General features: G+C 40.7%; 8 protein-coding genes. 4 read left to right on the forward strand and 4 right to left on the reverse strand.

Annotation, left to right across the window (positions count from 1 at the left end):
- Positions 1-135: 135 nt before the first annotated feature.
- The 3 genes from V7K61_RS21310 to V7K61_RS21320 all read right to left on the reverse strand — a co-directional run bounded on the left by V7K61_RS21310 (position 136) and on the right by V7K61_RS21320 (position 4436).
- Positions 136-1239 carry a glycosyltransferase family 4 protein gene (locus tag V7K61_RS21310; RefSeq protein WP_335056259.1) on the reverse strand — a complete coding sequence of 368 codons (1104 nt, stop codon included), beginning with the start codon at positions 1237-1239 and terminating at the stop codon, positions 136-138.
- 80 nt (positions 1240-1319) lie between these two features.
- Positions 1320-2753 carry an oligosaccharide flippase family protein gene (locus V7K61_RS21315; RefSeq protein WP_335056261.1) on the reverse strand — a complete coding sequence of 478 codons (1434 nt, stop codon included), beginning with the start codon at positions 2751-2753 and terminating at the stop codon, positions 1320-1322.
- 240 nt (positions 2754-2993) lie between these two features.
- Positions 2994-4436: a sugar transferase gene (locus V7K61_RS21320; protein ID WP_335056263.1), complete on the reverse strand. Its 1443-nt coding sequence runs from the start codon at positions 4434-4436 to the stop codon at positions 2994-2996.
- A gap of 985 nt (positions 4437-5421) precedes the next feature.
- Between V7K61_RS21320 and V7K61_RS21325 the strand changes: the two genes are divergently transcribed.
- The 3 genes from V7K61_RS21325 (at position 5422) to V7K61_RS21335 (ending at position 14001) form a co-directional block, all read left to right on the forward strand.
- Positions 5422-6324, forward strand: a complete 903-nt coding sequence (locus V7K61_RS21325; protein WP_335056265.1) for a methyltransferase domain-containing protein — start codon at positions 5422-5424, stop codon at positions 6322-6324.
- 259 nt (positions 6325-6583) lie between these two features.
- Positions 6584-12538 (forward strand): amino acid adenylation domain-containing protein, encoded by a 5955-nt coding sequence (locus V7K61_RS21330; RefSeq protein ID WP_335056267.1) that lies wholly within the window; start codon positions 6584-6586, stop codon positions 12536-12538.
- Between the two features lie 281 nt (positions 12539-12819).
- The gene (locus V7K61_RS21335; protein WP_335056269.1) at positions 12820-14001 is read left to right on the forward strand and encodes an aldo/keto reductase; all 1182 of its coding nucleotides are present in this window, start codon (positions 12820-12822) and stop codon (positions 13999-14001) included.
- Positions 14002-14061: 60 nt separating this feature from the next.
- Here the strand turns inward: V7K61_RS21335 and V7K61_RS21340 are convergent, their stop codons facing one another.
- On the reverse strand, positions 14062-15390 hold the full coding sequence (locus V7K61_RS21340) for a hemolysin family protein (protein ID WP_335056271.1): 1329 nt from the start codon (positions 15388-15390) through the stop codon (positions 14062-14064).
- Positions 15391-15630: 240 nt separating this feature from the next.
- On the opposite strand from V7K61_RS21340, the gene mfd reads away from it, so the two are divergent.
- A complete protein-coding gene (gene mfd / locus V7K61_RS21345) occupies positions 15631-19230 on the forward strand; it encodes a transcription-repair coupling factor (protein ID WP_335056273.1) in 3600 nt (1199 codons plus the stop codon).
- Positions 19231-19267 lie beyond the last annotated feature (37 nt).

Here is a 19267-nt window from a genome sequence, read left to right on the forward strand (position 1 = left end):
TCATATTCTACTAAATCGCTCTGTCCTGCTCCTCCTGACAGTACAAGAACAAAGATTGCCCCTGAATACATCAGTAAGCTCGCAATTGTGAATCCCTGTTCAGCAAAAATTAGTATTTTCTTCATAATAGTTTAACTAATATTTATTTTGCATATTCAGTTCTTTATAATAAAGTTGAGCTGTTTGAGCGGCAATATTTGACCAATTTAAATCTTCCTGACAACGAGCTACTGCCGCAGTTTGCATACGTTTTTGTAAATCGCGATCGCTTAACAAATAAATAATGGCATCAGCTAAAGATTGGACATCACAAGGTGGAACTAACAACCCATCTTTTTTATGCTGAATTATCTCACTTAATCCCCCTACTTCAGAGGCTACAACCAGTGTTCCCATCCCATAAGATAAGGCTGCTACACCACTTTGAGAGGCTTCTATGTATGGTAAAACTGTTACTGTACTGCGTTGAAATAGATTACTTACTTCTTCAAGGGGGATAAAGTCATTGATAATTTCATAGCGTTTCTCATCATAACCATTAGGAAAATATTGTATGATATTTTCTCCCCGTCCAGCGATAATCAGCTTAACTTCAGGTATACGTTCAGCAATTAAAGGCATAGCCTGAAGTAAATATTTCAATCCTTTGTAGGGCCAGATGCGTCCAAAAAATAGTAATGTATTTGGCTCACGAGTTTGACTATTCTTCTTGCCGCGACGCTGATACAAACTACCAAGTTCCCCATGTGGCAAAACATTAACTCGCTCTTGAGGTATACGAAATTGTTCAGTTAGAATCTTTTTTAGTTGATGAGTATGGACAATCAATTGTTGGGAACGATAGAAGGCAATACGCCTGGTATACTCTGAACCGAATACAGCCATGCTATCTCCTGGGTGACGGAATATATCGTGGATAGTTGTCACCAATGGCGGCATTTTGTTGAGTAACAAAGTCCAATCATACCAAGGATCGTTAGTTTCTTGCACGTGCAAGACATCTGGCTGTATGTCTTTGATAATACGCATCATCGCGTACATGGACAATAGGTTGCGTGGGTCGCGAATCCGTGGCTTTTTAAAGCTAATTACGCGGATACTGGAATCAAGAACATTGCTACAGACCTTTGAGACTTTTTCCGGGTGAATTAGCGTTAAATCAACATGTTTAACCAGACTGTTTGCTAATTCAATGGTGTAATCTTCAAAGCCAAAATGTAATAAAGCAACCTTAATCATAATTAAAATTATCCTCTCACCTTAAATTATTTATTTCATCAATTTTTATGAGTTAATGATAAGAATTTATCGGAAACTAATTACTGTGATTTTAATAATTTTAACCATAAAAAACGAAACCCTCCAAAGGCACGAATCCCTAAATAAATCACAAATAAAGCATAGGCACAAGTTGAAATAATTAGAGTTAATATAAAGTCTAAGTTAAGCTTTTGTAATAATATTAATATAGGTAGCATTAAAATAGTTATTATTAATGGTCGGCGGATAATTCGCCATAAATTTAATGGAAATAGGCGAGTATAAGTGAAATAAATATACTGGCTAAAACCAGAAACAGTCATTAATAATGCCATTAAAGCTGCACCTAGTAACTTATAGTGCGAAACTAATATCACACCTCCTAAGCTGCCTAATGTAGTGGTAATAACTACTTCACGTAGGTTCACTATCTCGAAACCATTGGCTACAAGTAAATAAGTCAGTGAGCGTGTAAACGGCAAAAAAACGAGTGATGCAGCGCTTATAATAAGAGCTATATTTGCTTCAGCAAAGCTAGCATTATAGAGAAAAACTAATAAATCTTTCCCAAATAATAAGATTCCAAGAAATAAGGGCAATGCGATGATTAGTAGGATTTCGATAATATTTTCAGCTATCTGCCTCTGCTTTTCCCGTCCTTGCTCTACTGCCTTTGAAAGTCTTGGAAATATTGCTAAACCTATACTGTTAGCAATAATCATAAAGGGTTGTAATAATTGTGTTATACCGCCAAATAAACCTACTAAAATCTCATTTCCTAACAATGAAAGGATCAATATTTGAATTCTGCCACTTACTACAGCTATTGCTTCAATAGCAAAAAATGTACGTGCACTTTTAATTGTATTAAAGACAAAACTCCTATCAATTTGCCATTGTATTTTTACTAACCGGGCGATAAAAATCCATTCAATTACCAAAATTAGTGTTTCTGAAAAAACTAGGATCGCCCCCAAATATTCAATTCCATATTTTAGTTGCATCGCCCAAATCATGATTATTAGGCGTAAAATATAAACTGGCACTGTAGCGATCGCAATCAGATGCATCTTTTCTTTCGCTTGAAAAATTGCCTCTGTTATATTAGAAAGCGCAAAGGGAATGATCGTTAAACCCATTATGTAACAAACATCCGAAGTTTTGGAACTATAGGGAAGTAAAAATACTACAATCACCAATGCCGCATAACTGAAAAAACTAAATATTAACTGTAGGCAAGTACCACTGATTAAATAGACTGGTGTTTTTTGTGGCTCACGAGCTAGTTCTCTAGTAAACAATGTTTTTAGCCCTTGTGAAGCAATGCCCACAAAGATAAAATAGTAGCTATATGCTAGTAGATACTGCCCTAAAGCTTCAGCTCCTAGAGTACGAGCAATCGAAGCGGTTAATACAAAAGCTGTAACACTTTGTGCTAACCGATTGAGTATCATCGAGAAGGAATTACTTATGAATTTGTACTTTTCTACCATTCTTAATAATTCTTAATTCAGCTTAATTCTTTTATTTTGAGTCACCACAATTTTTCTCGGATATATCCTTATAGATTTTTCGAGAGCATCCTCAAACAAAACAAGTAACTAATTACTCAGTAATGTAGAAAAATCTAAACTTAATCCGCTATAAATTAAACTGAACACTGCAATAAATTTATTGATGGATACGGAAAGTAAATTCTATAATCCTAGCCGTCATGCTATGGATTTTTTCTGTTAGTAAGCACCATCTTTTTTCAAAACCACCATAACTGTTTTAAGGAGAATTTCAAAGTCTAACCCAAGCGACCAATTTTCGATATAGCTAATATCTAGATGAATCACTTGTTCAAAATCTAAAATATCTGAGCGACCTGAGACTTGCCAAAGACCTGTAATACCAGGTAAAATTTCATGCCGAATAAAATGGTGTTCAGAAAACTTTTCGACATCTCTGGTGGGTAAAGGTCGAGGTCCTACTATACTCATTTCTCCAAGGATAACGTTAAAAAGTTGAGGTAATTCGTCTAAACTGTAACGACGGAGAAATTTTCCAACACGGGTAATGCGAGGATCATCTTTAATTTTAAAGATAATTCCATCTTTTGTTTCATTTAAAGCTTCTAATTCTTTCTGTAATTTTTCCGCATCAGACCTCATCGTTCTGAATTTCCATACTTTAAACTGTTGTCCATGTAAACCTATACGCGTTTGTCTGTAGAATACTGTGCCTGGAGAGTCAAGTTTTATAGCTATAGCTATAGCTATATAAATCGGGAATAAGAACATTACAAATAAAGTCGCAAAACAAAAATCACAACTACGCTTGATCCAAAAATCTTTACCTGTAATTATCGGACAATCCAAACTCAGGCAAGGCATTCCCCCTATTTTGTTGAATTGTACATTTTTATAAATTGGTTTTAATTCCATCGGTAAAATATGTACTTGTATCCCAGATGCTTGAAATAACCAGCACAAAAACATTCTATTTTTTAGCGCATCCCAAGATATAAAAACTTCTGTCACTCCTAGTTGATTAAGTTGAGACAATGTTTGCTGACGCTGATATCTGTCTAGTGAATTAGCATTCGCCGTTCCAGATATAATGTAATGCTTTTCTTTTTTTATAAAACTCGCAATCTGCTCGTGATCTTGAGGATCGCAAATAATGAAAACAGAAGAACGAACTATTTTTTTCTGTTTGCGTAGATATTCAAGAGTAATATTTACAGCGTATCTACCAGTACAAACCAAAAATATACTTAGCAACCAAGGCAATAATATTAATCTTGGACGTGTGATATCAACAACTGGTTTATACAAAAAACTAACTAAAAGGATTAATCCATGAGCAAAAGTTAGCGATTTGATAATATTGAAATAGTCATAGCGTTTTTGACCTTCTCGATAAATACCTTCTATAGCTAGCGATCCTATTTGAATCCCAATAGCTGTTAATATTGGTAAATAATAAATCGGTATATACCAATAAAAATGTCCATCAGTAGATTGATAGGCTGCTAAAACCCAAGCTAGAAATAAAAGAGTGCAGTCTACTAAGAATAATGTTGTTAATCTCAACCACCATGAACCCTTACGTACCGTGACAAATGTCGATGCACGTAAATCCAAAGGTACTTCACTGAATTTATTTGTTGTAATGCTTTGATTACTCATAGTTAGGAACACTTGGTGTAGGTAAAATTTGATAGGATCTTAGATATATAAGAGAATTTGGGTATCTCACTATTTTTATTTACAAAGAAGACTTGACTTTTTAGTCTAGTCTTAACAATTTTCTTCGGAGTAACTTTAAGTTTTTTATCAAAAGCATCCTCCAGGGTCGGTTTGAGTGCCGTTACTACCGAAATACCTAGGTTTGATTGCAGCTTATAATCACAATTTTAGTCTGTAAAAATTCATGAAAAAAAGTATTTGTTGTCCAACTTTAGATTAGTAGTTAATCAAAACTGCTGATGTTAACAATCAAGCAAGTAGGCAAAATAAAAATATTATAATTTTAGAGGTTACTAATACATCAGCTGAATTAATTATGGATATCGCAGATATGTTAGAGAGTTTTTCTTCATTCGAGGTATAGAATGATTGATATCACCTCAAGGATTACTCTAGCATATTTATTCGGACTGATTCAGCTTTGAATATAAAGTTGTCTTATTTTATTGACTTTTTTTACGCATAATTACTGATTAATAAAACCTACACATAACTTATAACAAAATGCATCAAAAATTTGATATTTGTAATAAAAGTTTACATTATTGAATATTGTTAAACTTGAGTCAGTTTCATAGACATTTCTAAATGAAGTCTTAAAACGGCAACAACCTCAACGATGAGACTGTAGTTTAGAGTAGAAGACTGATGTTACAAACGTAGTTGGATTTTATAAGGTTCGCCTAAATTCTTCAAAAAAATAATAATATTACGACTTTACATTAATTTTATATAATTAGAGACAAAATGAAGATTTGGTAAAAACTATTTTTCATTCAGTAGATTTTACTGAGATAGGATAATGTACTTTTATAATTGCGTGTATAGTGTTTGTGTTTGTTGGCTAAAACAAAAATTTGATTTTTTGGATTCAATTGTAATAATTTAGAGTTTCATTTCAATCAATAAAACACGGGGTGAAAGTATGGTGACTAGTAAATTAGATATATTAGATCGATTGGGCAGGTTTTTAACCAGTAAAAAGTGGAGTTTCCTGACAAATTTGCGTCTCAATAATTTAGAAGTTAATAAAATTTTACGAGCCACAAATGATTCAGAAATAGGAAAAACACAGACAGAAATAAATAGTTTATCTTTTTCAGAAAAAGATTATAGGGATTTTGTAAATTCAGATGTACTGAGTAAATATAATCAGCTTGATTACATCCATTCCAAGCCACTTGAATATTTGACGACAATGACTCTGTTAGATTTGAAAGAGGGTGATAAAATACTTGATGCTGCTGGTGGTGAAAAAGCTGAATATATAAAGGCTTTAATGGCAGTTTCGGACTTCAAATTGAATGCTTACTGTCAAGACTCTTTATTGGATGGAAAAGTCACAGATGGAATTAAGTACATTGGTGGCTCTATTGATGCGATCCCTCTCCCAGATGAATCTTTAGATGGAATTAGCTGTCATCACTCTTTTGAGCATTTTCGAGATGATTTGGATATTAAGTTTATTAAAGAGGCGGTACGTTTATTGAAAGTAGGCAGGAAACTTGTCATTGCACCGCTATTTTTAACTAACGAATATGCAGAAATCTGGAACAATAAACGGATTCAGAAGTCTAATGTTGACAAAGCAATCACAATTTTTGACAATACTGCAAGCTTTGCTGGATGGGGTGCATATGAAGGCTTTGCTAGAACTTATAGTCCTGCTGCATTTAAAACAAGAATTATTGATAATTTACCGAGCAACTGCCATGCAAAAATCTACAAAGTTATTGTAGATGGAAAACCTGTGCCAGACCTCCAAAAAAATTATCATCAACCTCTACTCAATGCTGAAATGAAGGCACTGGTAATAGTCAAAAGCTAAATAGCAACTTAGCAACTTTTGAGTTTGGTAAGTGTTATAGCAATTTGCAATTGCTTAGAGTCCAAATAATTAGTAGGGGTGCACAACGTATCTGTGTGCTCCTAGTGTGTGTATCATTCAAAATTGCTATTATGTTGGTTATCTGAGAGTTATTAATAGTATTGTTCTCATTTTCTATATATTGGGGGCTATATTTACTCATATCTTGTTTAGTCATAAACCTTTAATTATTTATACCCACTGGAACTTAATATAGAAAATGCAGATAAATAGTCAGACATCAGAATATAAGCAAAATATTACCTTAAATACCTTAACTAACATCATCGGCACTCAAGTTTTACAGGAATTGAATGACACCCAAGTAGTTCATCATCAGGATCTGTGCATTCATCAAATGTTTGAGATGCAAGTGGAGCGATCGCCCCAAGCCATTGCAGTAGTATGTGAAAATACACAACTTACTTATCAACAGTTAAACCAGCGGGCAAATCAACTAGCGCACCACCTACGTGCTTTAGGCGTTGGGCCAGAAGTACTTGTAGGTATATGCCTAGAGCGCTCCTTAGAGATGATTATAGGACTACTGGGTATTCTCAAAGCTGGAGGCGCTTATGTGCCTTTAGATCCGGCATATCCCTCAGAACGTTTAGCTTTTATCTTGGAAGACACCCAGACACCAGTATTGTTAACCCAAGAAAAATTGGTGAATAAGTTAGCACCGCATCAGGCGCAAGTGGTTTGTCTGGATTTAGACTGGCAAGGGAATATTCAAAATAGTCAAGAAAATCCTGTAAACCAAACTACGGCTGATAACCTCATCTACGTAATCTACACATCTGGTTCTACAGGACAACCCAAGGGTGTAATGATCCCTCACCGTGGTATCTGCAATCAACTTCACTGGAAGCAAACAACTTTTGGATTAACTCACGCAGACAAAGTTTTACTGACTATTTCTTTTAGCTTTGATCCCTCAGTGTGGCAGATATTCTGGCCATTGTGCTTTGGGGGGCAATTGTTCATAGCTCGCCCCGGTGGACATCAAGATACAGCCTACCTTGTGCAAGTGATTACTGAGCAGCAAATCACAGTTCTGGCTTTAGTACCTTCCATACTGCGTGTCTTGTTGCAAGAGAAGGGAATTGAGAATTGCCGATTCATCAAACACATTACCTGCGGTGGTGAAGCTTTACCTAGCGAACTTATAGAACGCTTCTTTGCCCAACTGAATTTGGACAATGTTTTACACAATTGTTATGGCCCGACAGAAGCTTCAATTGATACTACTTTCTGGAGTTGCCAACGTGACACTAATTATGCTGTAGCACCCATTGGTCGTCCGATTACCAATGCAGAGATTCACATCCTCGATGAAAATTTGCAGCCAGTGCCTGTTGGTGAATCAGGTGAACTGCACATTGGCGGTATTGGTCTAGCGCGAGGCTATCTTAACCGTCCAGAATTGACCACAGAGAAGTTTATTTTCAACCCTTTTAGCTCTGAACCTGGGGCACGCCTTTACAAAACTGGGGACTTGGCACGTTATTTGAGCGACGGTAATATCGAGTTTCTTGGTCGGATTGACTACCAAGTTAAAATACGTGGCTTCCGAATTGAATTAGGAGAAATTGAAGCCATACTAGCTCAACATCCGGCACTGACGCAGACTTTAGTCATAGCCAGAGAGGATGTGCCTGGGGACAAGCGACTCGTGGCATATATTGTTGCTAGTCCAGAGCAAATTCCTAGTCAGGCTGAATTGCGTCGCTTTTTGGAAACTCGGTTGCCTGAATACATGGTGCCTAGTTTCTTTGTATTTTTGGATACTCTACCATTAAATCCCAACGGTAAAATAGACCGCCGCGCCTTACCTGCACCGGATACATCTGATATTAGGCTGTCAACTAACTTTGTTCCACCTCAGAATTCGACAGAAGAAGTTTTAGCTGACATTTGGGCGAAAGTTTTGCGTCTGGAACAAGTAGGAATCCACGACAATTTTTTTGAATTGGGAGGGCATTCACTCCTAGCCACTCAAGTGATGTCTAGGGTTCGCCAAGCTTTTCAAATAGAAATATCGTTCCAACTCTTATTTGAGAATCCCACGATCGCTACTTTAGCTCAAGCAATTGCCCAAAACCAAACTCCAGAAAACGATCCCCAAAATCAGACTATTCCCCAAATAGCCAACCGAGAATCAGCCCCTTTATCCTTTGCCCAACAGCGAGTCTGGTTTTTGGAGCAGTTGGAACCTAACAGCCGAGCGTATATTGTCTCCAATGCACAGCGCTTAACGGGCAAGTTAAACCTGGGTATATTGCAACAGTCACTAGATGCGATCGTTGTCCATCATGAGGCATTGCGAACCAACTTTGTTACATCACCTGATGGTAGCCCCATACAAGTAATTGGCACGCCTCGGTCAGTAGAACTCAAAATTATTAAGGTAACAAAAGATCGAGTAGAATTTCTCCTCAATCAAGAGGTGCAACGCCCCTTCAACTTAGAATCTGACTTGATGCTGCGTGCTACTTTGCTCCAGATAGACGAGCAGGAGCATATATTCTTGTTAATGATGCACCACATCGCCTCAGATGGCTGGTCAATCGGTATTCTTTGGCAGCAGCTAATAGCGCTTTATGAAGCCTTTTTGAGTAGTAAGCCTTCTCCCTTGGCAAAATTGCCTATTCAGTATGCGGATTTTGCTGTGTGGCAGCACCAATGGCTATCAGATGAGGTACTTTCCAAGCAAATTAACTATTGGAAAACCCAATTAGCAGGTGCTAATACTGTACTGGAATTGCCCACCGACCGACCACGGCCACCAGTACAAACTTACCAAGGAGCAGCCCAATCTCTGATGCTACCGCAAACTTTGAGTGCATCACTCACAGAACTCTCGCATCAGGAGGGTGTCACTTTATTCATGACATTACTGGCAGCCTTTGGGACAATACTGCACCGCTACACTGGGCAAGAAGACATTATTATCGGTTCTCCCATTGCCGGACGTAACCGTTCTGAGATTGAAGAGTTAATTGGATTTTTTATTAACACCGTTGTTTTACGGACTGATTTTGCTGAGAATCCCAGTTTTCGTTCGGTGCTAAATCGAGTTCGCCAGATGGCATTAGATGCTTATGCCCATCAGGATATGCCCTTTGAGAAACTGGTAGAAGAACTGCAACCAGAGCGAGATACCAGTCGCAACCCACTATTTCAAGTGTGGTTTAATATGCTCAACTTAAGGGACATCCACCTAGAACTACCTGGAGTGGTTATCGAACCAGTCTCGATCCTAGAAACAGCTTCTAAGTTCGACTTAACCCTTTACGTTACAGAACAAAATCAAGGAATCCAACTTGATTTAGTCTACAACACCGATCTGTTTACTTCAGAACGGATGATGGAAATGCTTCATCAATTCCATCACTTGCTAAATCAAATTGTTGCTGCTCCAGAGAGGAAAATTAGTTTATATTCCCTGGTGACACCAGAAGCACGACCTTTGCTGCCAGAGCCAAGGGCGGTTTTACCAGAACCACAGTATGAATTGACAACAACAATGTTTACCTCTTGGGTGAATCGTACCCCAGAACATTCATCACTTCGTCAAGGAATTCGCACTTGGAATTATGGGGAGTTGGGCAAAATCGCTCAAACCTTAGCACAGGTTTTGTTATCTCACGGAGTAGAGCGGGGAGATGTCGTAGCCGTATATGGTACACGAAGCTTTGGGCTAATTGCCAGTATGCTGGGCGTACTTTTGAGTGGCGGTGTGTTACTCACCCTCGATCCCAAACTTCCCAGCCAACGCCAGCGGCTGATGCTAGAGGAAGCTAAAGCTAAATACATATTATATATTGATGGTCAGCGTCCAGAAGACGAAAAGATATGGGAGTCTTTAACTAGCATTTGTGTCAACCCAGACACAGGAGAAGCCATAAATTTATCCAAAAAGAGTATTGAAGCAGTAAATCTACCTGAAATCACTGCCGACGATGCAGCTTATATTTTCTTTACTTCCGGCACTACTGGTGTACCGAAAGGGGTGCTGGGGTGTCATAAAGGGTTGGCGCATTTTCTAAACTGGCAGCGACAGACCTTTGAAATTAATCAGCAAGACCGCGTTGCTCAATTAACTGGTCTTTCTTTTGATGTCGTTCTTAGAGATATTTTCTTACCTTTAACTAGTGGTGCAACCCTATGCTTGCCAGAAGAAGAGGATAACTTAGAACCGACTAGAATTCTGCGTTATTTGGAAAATGAGCAAATTTCTGTACTTCATACAGTTCCTTCGCTGGCGCAATTATGGTTAGCGAATGTGCCGTCAGGAGTATCTTTACGTAACTTACGCTGGTTATTCTTGGCTGGAGAACCTTTGAAAGAAACCCTTGTAGTTCGCTGGCGGGATGCTTTTCCAGAATCAGGTGAAATTATTAATCTCTATGGCCCGACAGAGACAACTTTGGCGAAATGTTATTACCGAGTACCTGTTGAGTGTAGCCCTGGTGTACAGCCAGTAGGATTACCGCTGCCGCAAACTCAAGCACTGGTTTTCACACCAAATCAACAACCATGCGGTATTGGCGAACCGGGCGAGATTGTAATCCGAACTCCATTCCGCAGTTTGGGCTATATCAATGCCCAGCAAGAAAATCATTCTCGGTTTGTCAAAAACCCTTTTCGGAACGATCGCCAGGATTGGCTTTATTATACAGGCGATCGCGGATGCTATCGTCCAGATGGCTCTCTAGAAATTCTCGGTCGCCGAGATCATCAAGTCAAGATCCGGGGAATACGCATTGAGCCAGGGGAAATTGAAACGGTGTTAGCCCAACACCCAGATGTACTCCAGACTGTAGTCATTGCCCGTGAAGATGTTCTTGGCGATCGACGTTTGGTAGCTTATATTATACTAAATCAAAACTCAGTAATTGCAATTACTGATATCCGGGGCTTCCTCTCGACAAAATTGCCACAGTACATGATACCTTCGGCTTTTGTCGTGCTGGACACCATGCCCTTAACCCCCAACGGCAAGGTAAACCGGCGTGCCCTACCAGCACCAGACTTATCGAGGCAAGAGCCAGAAGCCAGCTTTGTTGCTCCCCGCAATGAAGTGGAACGCCAGTTAACCCAGATTTGGGAACAAATTTTAGGTGTCCAACCCATTGGTGTTAGGGATAACTTCTTCGAGCTAGGAGGACATTCTATCCTAGCAGTAAAACTGTTTTGGCAAATTGAAAAGACATTTAGTAAAAACCTGCCACTTGCCATTCTTTTTCAGTCAGGGACTGTAGAGGCTTTAGCCAAAATAATCTCTCAAGAAGAAGATTTAACAACAAACTCGGTTTTAATAAATACCTTAGACCAATCAAAATCTAGCTGGTCATCCTTAGTAAAAATTCAACCCAACGGTTCCAAACCACCTTTTTTCTGTATTCACGGGCTGGGTGGAGAAGTCTTATGTTTCCGTGAATTGGCATTGCATCTGGGGACAGAACAACCATTTTACGGATTACAACCACGGGGACTAGATGGAAAACACCCTCTCCATACCCGCATTGAAGATATGGCAGCGTACTACATTCAAGAAATTCAGACCCTTCAACCTCATGGCCCTTATTTTCTCGGAGGTTATTCTTTTGGTGGTACAGTTGCCTTTGAGATGGCTCGGCAACTCCAAAAGCAAGGCGAACAAGTCGGCATTTTAGTTATGCTTGATAGTTGTCGTATAGGTTATAGCTGGCAGGCGTCATTTCTCAAGCGAGTTTTTTTGCATTTAAATAATATTGTTCAACAAGGGCCTAACTACCTTTGGCAAAAGGTTGTGAGATGGAGTTATTGGCGTCAGCAAGAACTGCAAAATACATATAACCGTTACTTGGAAGACGTACTTCATGTACCTGAAACTGACAAGCATTTAAAGGTTATAGATACTAACACTCAAGCCCTAAGGGACTATATTTTTTCACCTTACCTTGGTCGAGCTATTCTTTTACGAACAGAGGATAAAAATCGGGACGAAGCTATAGGCACAGAATACGATCCTCAATTCGGCTGGGGCGACCTAGTAGTTGGAGGATTAGATATTCATTACCTTCCCGGATCTCACCTTGACATACTTAAAGAACCTCATGTACAAGTGTTAGCTGAAAAATTGAGAAATTGCTTAACTCACGCGCAGTCTCAGATTGCAAAAAATTAATTTGAACTTTTTTGTTAGTTCACCCTCGCACAACTCAGCACTACTGGGTCGTTTTGCCATTTCTTGGTCTAAACTTGAGAAAGTGGTAACTACGATGAGATAATTAGTCTGTGGAACTGGAATATTGGTAAAAATCCAATAACCAAAAGACCTGACCGATTTAAGAATGCGATGAATATTGCTAGTGTCACAGATTGAACAGAGGGAATGATTGTGGCACTACAAGCTGGAATGACTATCGTTGTTAGATTTTAAGTTGGTAAGCAATCCACAATCCACTGATGCTATATAGAAGATTTGGACGCACAGAATTACAGATGCCAGTGTTTTCCTGCGGTGGCATGAGATATCAGTTCAAATGGGAGGATGTTCCCAATCATGAAATTCCTGCTGATAACCAGGCGAATCTGGAAGCGACTATTAGAAGGGCAGTTGAAGTTGGCATTAATCATATTGAAACTGCCCGTGGTTATGGCACTTCTGAAATGCAATTGGGAAGAATATTACCCAAGTTTCCCCGCGAAAAGTTGATTGTTCAGACCAAAATCAGTCCAAAGGCAGATGCGAAAGAATTCCGGGAAACATTTGAACAATCATTAAAAAATCTCCAGCTAGATTATGTTGACCTTTTAGGGTTGCATGGCATTAATCATCCTGAGTCGTTAGATGAAAGCATCCGTCCCGGTGGGTGTTTGGAAGTAGCGCAGCAGTTGCAAGCAGAGGGAAAAGTTAGATTTATTGGCTTTTCCACACATGGCTCGACAGATATGATTGTCCAGACAATTAATACCAATCAATTTGATTACGTGAACCTGCACTGGTACTACATTAATCAATGGAATTGGGCGGCAATCGAGGCAGCTAAACGCCATGATATGGGGGTGTTTATTATTAGTCCATCTAATAAAGGAGGTTTGTTGTATGAACCGCCACAAAAATTAGTAAATCTTTGCGCCCCGTTGAGTCCAATGGTGTTTAATGATTTATTTTGTTTGAGTCATCAAGAGGTACATACCTTGAGCTTGGGAGCAGCAAAACCACAAGATTTTGATGAACACCTGAAAACTTTAGAATTAATAGACCGGGCATCAGAAATTTTGCCGCCAATTTTAGCAAGGTTGGAAGAAGAAGCGATCGCGACTTTGGGAGAAGATTGGGTAAAATCCTGGGAAACAAATCTACCAACCTTTGACGAAACCCCTGGTGAGGTAAATATTCGGGTGATTTTGTGGCTGCGAAATTTAGCGATCGCCTACGACCTAGTAGACTACGCTAAAATGCGCTACAACCTGCTTGGCAATGGCGGCCACTGGTTCCCCGGCAACAAAGCCGACCGGCTAGATGAATTAGACTTAGGGAAATTTCTTACCCGTAATCCCCATGCCGACAAAATCCCCCAATTTCTGAAACAAGCTCATCAGATGTTAGCGGGTGAAGAGGTCAAACGTCTATCTCGCACTTAGAGGGATTGGGAAGAGACAAGGGAGTGACTTTTTGAATAATTCCTCCTTTGCCTCCTTTTGCTAATCAGATTTTTTCGTATCTGCTGATTTAGCTGCCTTTGGTACGACTAGCACCTTATCAACGCGATTACCATCCATATCCATTACTTCAATTCGCATACTTTGCCATTCAAAATGATCTGCTGCGGCAGGAATACGACCTAAATGTGTGATCACAAAACCGCCTAATGTTTGATAACTGCCGCGTTCCTCAGATTCCCACTGTTCCATACCAAAAAGTTCCAAAAACTCCTCTACAGGCAACATCCCATCCAAAAGCCAGGAACCATCTTCGCGTTGTACAGCTTGTGGTTGATCCTGTCCATCTGTTGAAGGAACATCACCCACGATTTCGCTCATGATGTCATTGAGAGTGACTAATCCTTGAATTACGCCGTATTCATCCACTACCAGCGCCATGTGAGTGATGGTTTGCTTGAACAATTCCAAAACTTTCAAGCCACGGGTGCTTTCTGGCACAAATACGGGCTGTCGCAATCCCACTGTTAAATCTAGTGGTTCCCCTCGGAAACTCCTGGCTAATAAGTCGGTGACAGGGATAACACCTAACACATTGTCAAGTCCCCCCTGACAAATTGGATACCGAGAATAGGCACTATCAACCATTTTTTGGCGATTTTCTTCGGCAGAGTCGTCTAAGTCTAGCCAAACAATATCGGGACGGGGTGTCATTAAGTAGCTGACAGGGCGATCGCCTAAACGAAAGACTCGCTCTACCATATCCTGTTCAGCTTCCTCAAAGGTTCCCGCCTCAGTGCCTTGCTCAATTAAGATTTTAATTTCTTCTTCGGTGACTTGCGGCTCGGTAGAAGCTGTAATTCCCAGCACTCGTAAGATCAAATCTGTTGAAGCACTTAAAAGATATACCATTGGCGAAGCGATCGCCGATAAGGCACGCATTGGAATAGCTACAGCCGATGCAATTTTTTCTGGGTTATTTAATGCCAGACGCTTTGGTACTAATTCGCCAACAATGAGTGACAAATAGGTAATGATCAAAACCACTACTCCAAAAGATATCGGTTCACTATAAGGTGCTAACAAAGGTACAAGTCGCACATAGACTGCCAGTCGGTTGGCAATTGTTGCTCCTCCAAAAGCACCAGTTAGGATACCGATCAGGGAAATACCCACTTGAACGGTTGACAGGAAATGATTTGGAGACTCCGCTAATTTCAATGCTGCCATTGCCTTGGCATCTCCTTGATTGGCAAGCTGCTGTAGCCTAACTTTCCGTGCCGAGACAATCGCCATCTCAGACATAGAAAACACGCCATTGGCAATAATTAGCACCAAGATGATTAAAATTTCAAAAGTAATGGAGGACATGTTTAAAATTGCCGCTTATCAGAGCGAACGTAGCTCAATCCCTAGTATCTAGTATTAAAGGTGCTTCGATAAATACTTTGACTATATACAAAGTAGTAGTTATAGTTCTTAAGTTTATTAGTCACTGTGGATTATTCTTCCACTGAAGGAATAAGAAAGCTGTTAACACTTTTAAAATAGTTGACATAAACTGCCTCAAGATTTGCTGACCCACAAAGACTCCCATCGCTAGTAGTACTTATGTCATTTTCTTCTATTGTGCGTGCCTTAGGCCGATCGCCGCTCACCACTGAATTTATTTCTAAGCTGAATCGACAACAAGAATTGCGGTTAAATGGCATTCCCCGGCTGCCCAAAACTCTGGTGGCTTCGGCATTAGCGCAGTCTCAGGGCAAGGATTTGTTTGTGGTTTGCGCCACTCTGGAAGAAGCTGGACGCGTTTACGCACAACTGGAGGCAATGGGATGGCAAACAGTACATTTTTACCCCACCTCCGAGGCTTCTCCCTACGAACCTTTTGACCCGGAAACTGAAATGAGTTGGGGGCAAATGCAGGTTTTGGCAGATTTACTCAAAAATCAAGAGTCATTAGTCATTAGGAGCCACTGCGTTGCGGGGGTTCCCCCCGTTGAAGCAAGTGGCGTTCAGTTGTCATTAGAAACAAACCAAGAACAAATGACAAAGGACAAGGGACAAAGGACAAATTTAGCGATTGTGGCTACTCAAGGGGCATTGCAACCTCATTTACCACCACCAGAAGCTTTTGGGCAATTCTGTCTTACCCTGAAAAAAGGGATGGAATTAGACCTGAATAGCTTCAGTGAGAAAATAACTATTCTGGGGTACGAAAGAGTTCCTTTGGTGGAAATGGAAGGGCAATGGAGTCGGCGGGGCGATATTGTTGATGTGTTCCCGGTTTCTTCGGAATTTCCAGTCAGGTTGGAATGGTTTGGTGATGAAATCGAGCAAATGCGGGAATTTGACCCAGCAACCCAACGTTCCGCCCTCGACAAAGTTGACCAGTTAATTCTTACCCCCACTAGCTTCACTCCTGTGGTGATGGCTGCACTGAAAAATAGTGCTGAGTTCCGAGTGCTGAGTACTGAGTCAGAATTTAACTCAGCACCCAGCACTCAGCACTCATCGCTGATTGAAGGTAGTCGGCGCTTTTTGGGGTTAGCATTCGAGCAACCAGCATCTCTGCTAAACTACTTAGCAGAAAATACCTTGATTGCCATTGATGAGCCAGAACAGTGTCATGCTCATAGCGATCGCTGGGTAGAAAATGCTGAGGAACAATGGGGAATGGCGCATGGAGAAGGATCAACTCCCCTAACATTGCCGAAAATTCACCGTTCGTTTGACGACTGTCTGGTTGATGTTGCCAAATTTAAAACATTATATTTATCGGAACTGTCAGAGGAAAATAGTGGGATCAATCTTGCCAGCCGTCCTGTTCCAGTCACGCCGCACCAGTTTGCTAAACTAGCTGAAACCATCCGCCAAGAACGCGATCGCAATTTCTCGATCTGGCTGCTTTCTGCTCAACCTTCGCGTTCTGTCTCGCTGTTACAAGAACATGATTGTCCGGCTCAGTTTATCCCCAATCCCCGCGACTACCAAGCGATAGATAAGCTGCAAATCAACCATATTCCCATAGCCCTCAAATATTCTGGGCTTGCGGAACTAGAAGGTTTTATCTTGCCGACATACCGAATAGTAATCGTTACAGATCGGGAATTTTTTGGGCAGCATTCCTTGGCGACTCCCGGCTATATCCGCAAGCGCCACAAAGCGACATCTAAGCAAGTCGATCCCAATAAGCTGCGTCCAGGCGATTATGTAGTTCACAGAAATCATGGTGTTGGTAAATTTGTCAAGCTGGAAAGTTTGACGATTAACAATGAAACCCGTGATTATTTGGTGGTGCAGTATGCTGACGGGTTACTTAGAGTCGCAGCCGATCAAGTAGGGGCTTTATCGCGGTTCCGCGCCGCAGGTGATAAAGCACCGGAACTCAACAGGATGACTGGTAAAGCTTGGGAAAATACCAAGAATAAAGTCCGCAAAGCGATTAAAAAATTGGCGGTGGACTTGTTGAAACTGTATGCAGCGCGATCGCAACAACAAGGTTTTAGCTTTCCCAATGATATGCCTTGGCAGGAGGAATTGGAAGATTCTTTCCCCTACCAACCCACAACGGATCAGCTCAAAGCTGTACAAGATGTAAAACGCGACATGGAAAGCGATCGCCCAATGGATCGCTTAGTTTGTGGCGATGTCGGTTTTGGGAAGACGGAAGTGGCGATTCGTGCTGTTTTTAAAGCAGTCACCGCCGGTAAACAAGTGGCACTCCTTGCGCCAACTACTATTTTAACACAGCAGCATTACCATACACTCAAAGAACGTTTTGCTCCCTACCCGGTAAATGTCGGTTTACTCAACCGTTTTCGGTCTGCTGAAGAACGCCGCGAGATTCAAAAGCGATTGGCAACGGGTGAATTAGATGTAGTAGTTGGTACACACCAACTTTTAGGTAAAGGCGTGACATTCCGGGATTTAGGACTGTTGGTGGTAGATGAAGAACAACGATTTGGGGTAAACCAGAAAGAGAAAATTAAAAGCTTGAAAACTCAAGTGGATGTGCTTACCCTCTCCGCCACACCCATTCCCCGAACTTTGTATATGTCCTTGTCAGGAATTCGGGAAATGAGTTTGATTACCACACCGCCCCCAACTAGACGACCGATTAAAACCCATTTATCACCGATTAATTCCGAAAGTATCCGCACCGCAATCCGTCAAGAATTAGACAGAGGTGGACAGGTGTTTTATGTAGTTCCACGGGTGGACGGAATTGAAGAGACAACAGCCAATTTGCGAGAAGTTTTACCGGGAGCTAGGTTTGCGATCGCTCACGGTCAAATGGATGAAAGCGAGTTAGAATCAACCATGCTCACTTTCAGCAATGGCGATGCAGATATCCTGGTTTGTACGACAATCATTGAATCTGGCTTAGATATTCCGCGAGTCAACACGATTTTGATTGAAGATGCTCACCGCTTTGGATTAGCACAGTTGTATCAATTACGCGGTCGTGTGGGACGTGCAGGTATCCAAGCTCATGCTTGGTTATTTTATCCGAAGCAACGGGCATTATCTGACGCAGCACGGCAACGATTACGAGCGATTCAGGAATTTACTCAGTTAGGTTCTGGGTATCAGCTAGCGATGCGCGACATGGAAATCAGAGGCGTGGGTAACTTGTTAGGTGCAGAACAATCCGGTCAAATGGATGCCATCGGTTTTGATTTATACATGGAAATGCTAGAAGAAGCAATTCGGGAAATCCGCGGACAAGAAATTCCGAAAGTGGAGGATACCCAGATTGACCTTAACCTGACAGCATTTATTCCAGCAGATTATATCACCGATTTGGATCAAAAGATGAGTGCTTACCGGGCGGTAGCTACAGCCAAATCTAAATCAGAATTAAAGCTAATTGCAGCCGAGTGGAGCGATCGCTATGGTACTCTACCTGTCCCTGCAAATCAACTTTTGCGAGTCATGGAACTTAAACAGCTAGCGAAAAAACTCGGATTTAGCCGCATTAAACCAGAACAAAAGCAACACGTCGTTTTAGAAACACCAATGGAGGAACCCGCTTGGAATTTGTTAGCGGCAAATTTACCAGACAATCTGAAGACGCGCTTTGTGTATTCTCCAGGTAAAGTGACAGTGCGCGGGTTAGGAGTTTTTAAAGCGGATCAACAATTACAGAATTTGATTGATGCTTTTGGGAGAATGCAAGGTGCGATTCCAGAGGCAGCTAGTGTTTGATTGGGATAAAGAGATAGTCATCAAGTGAAAACATATC

It is taken from the genome of Nostoc sp. (genome assembly GCF_036918015.1).
Taxonomy (GTDB): domain Bacteria; phylum Cyanobacteriota; class Cyanobacteriia; order Cyanobacteriales; family Nostocaceae; genus Nostoc.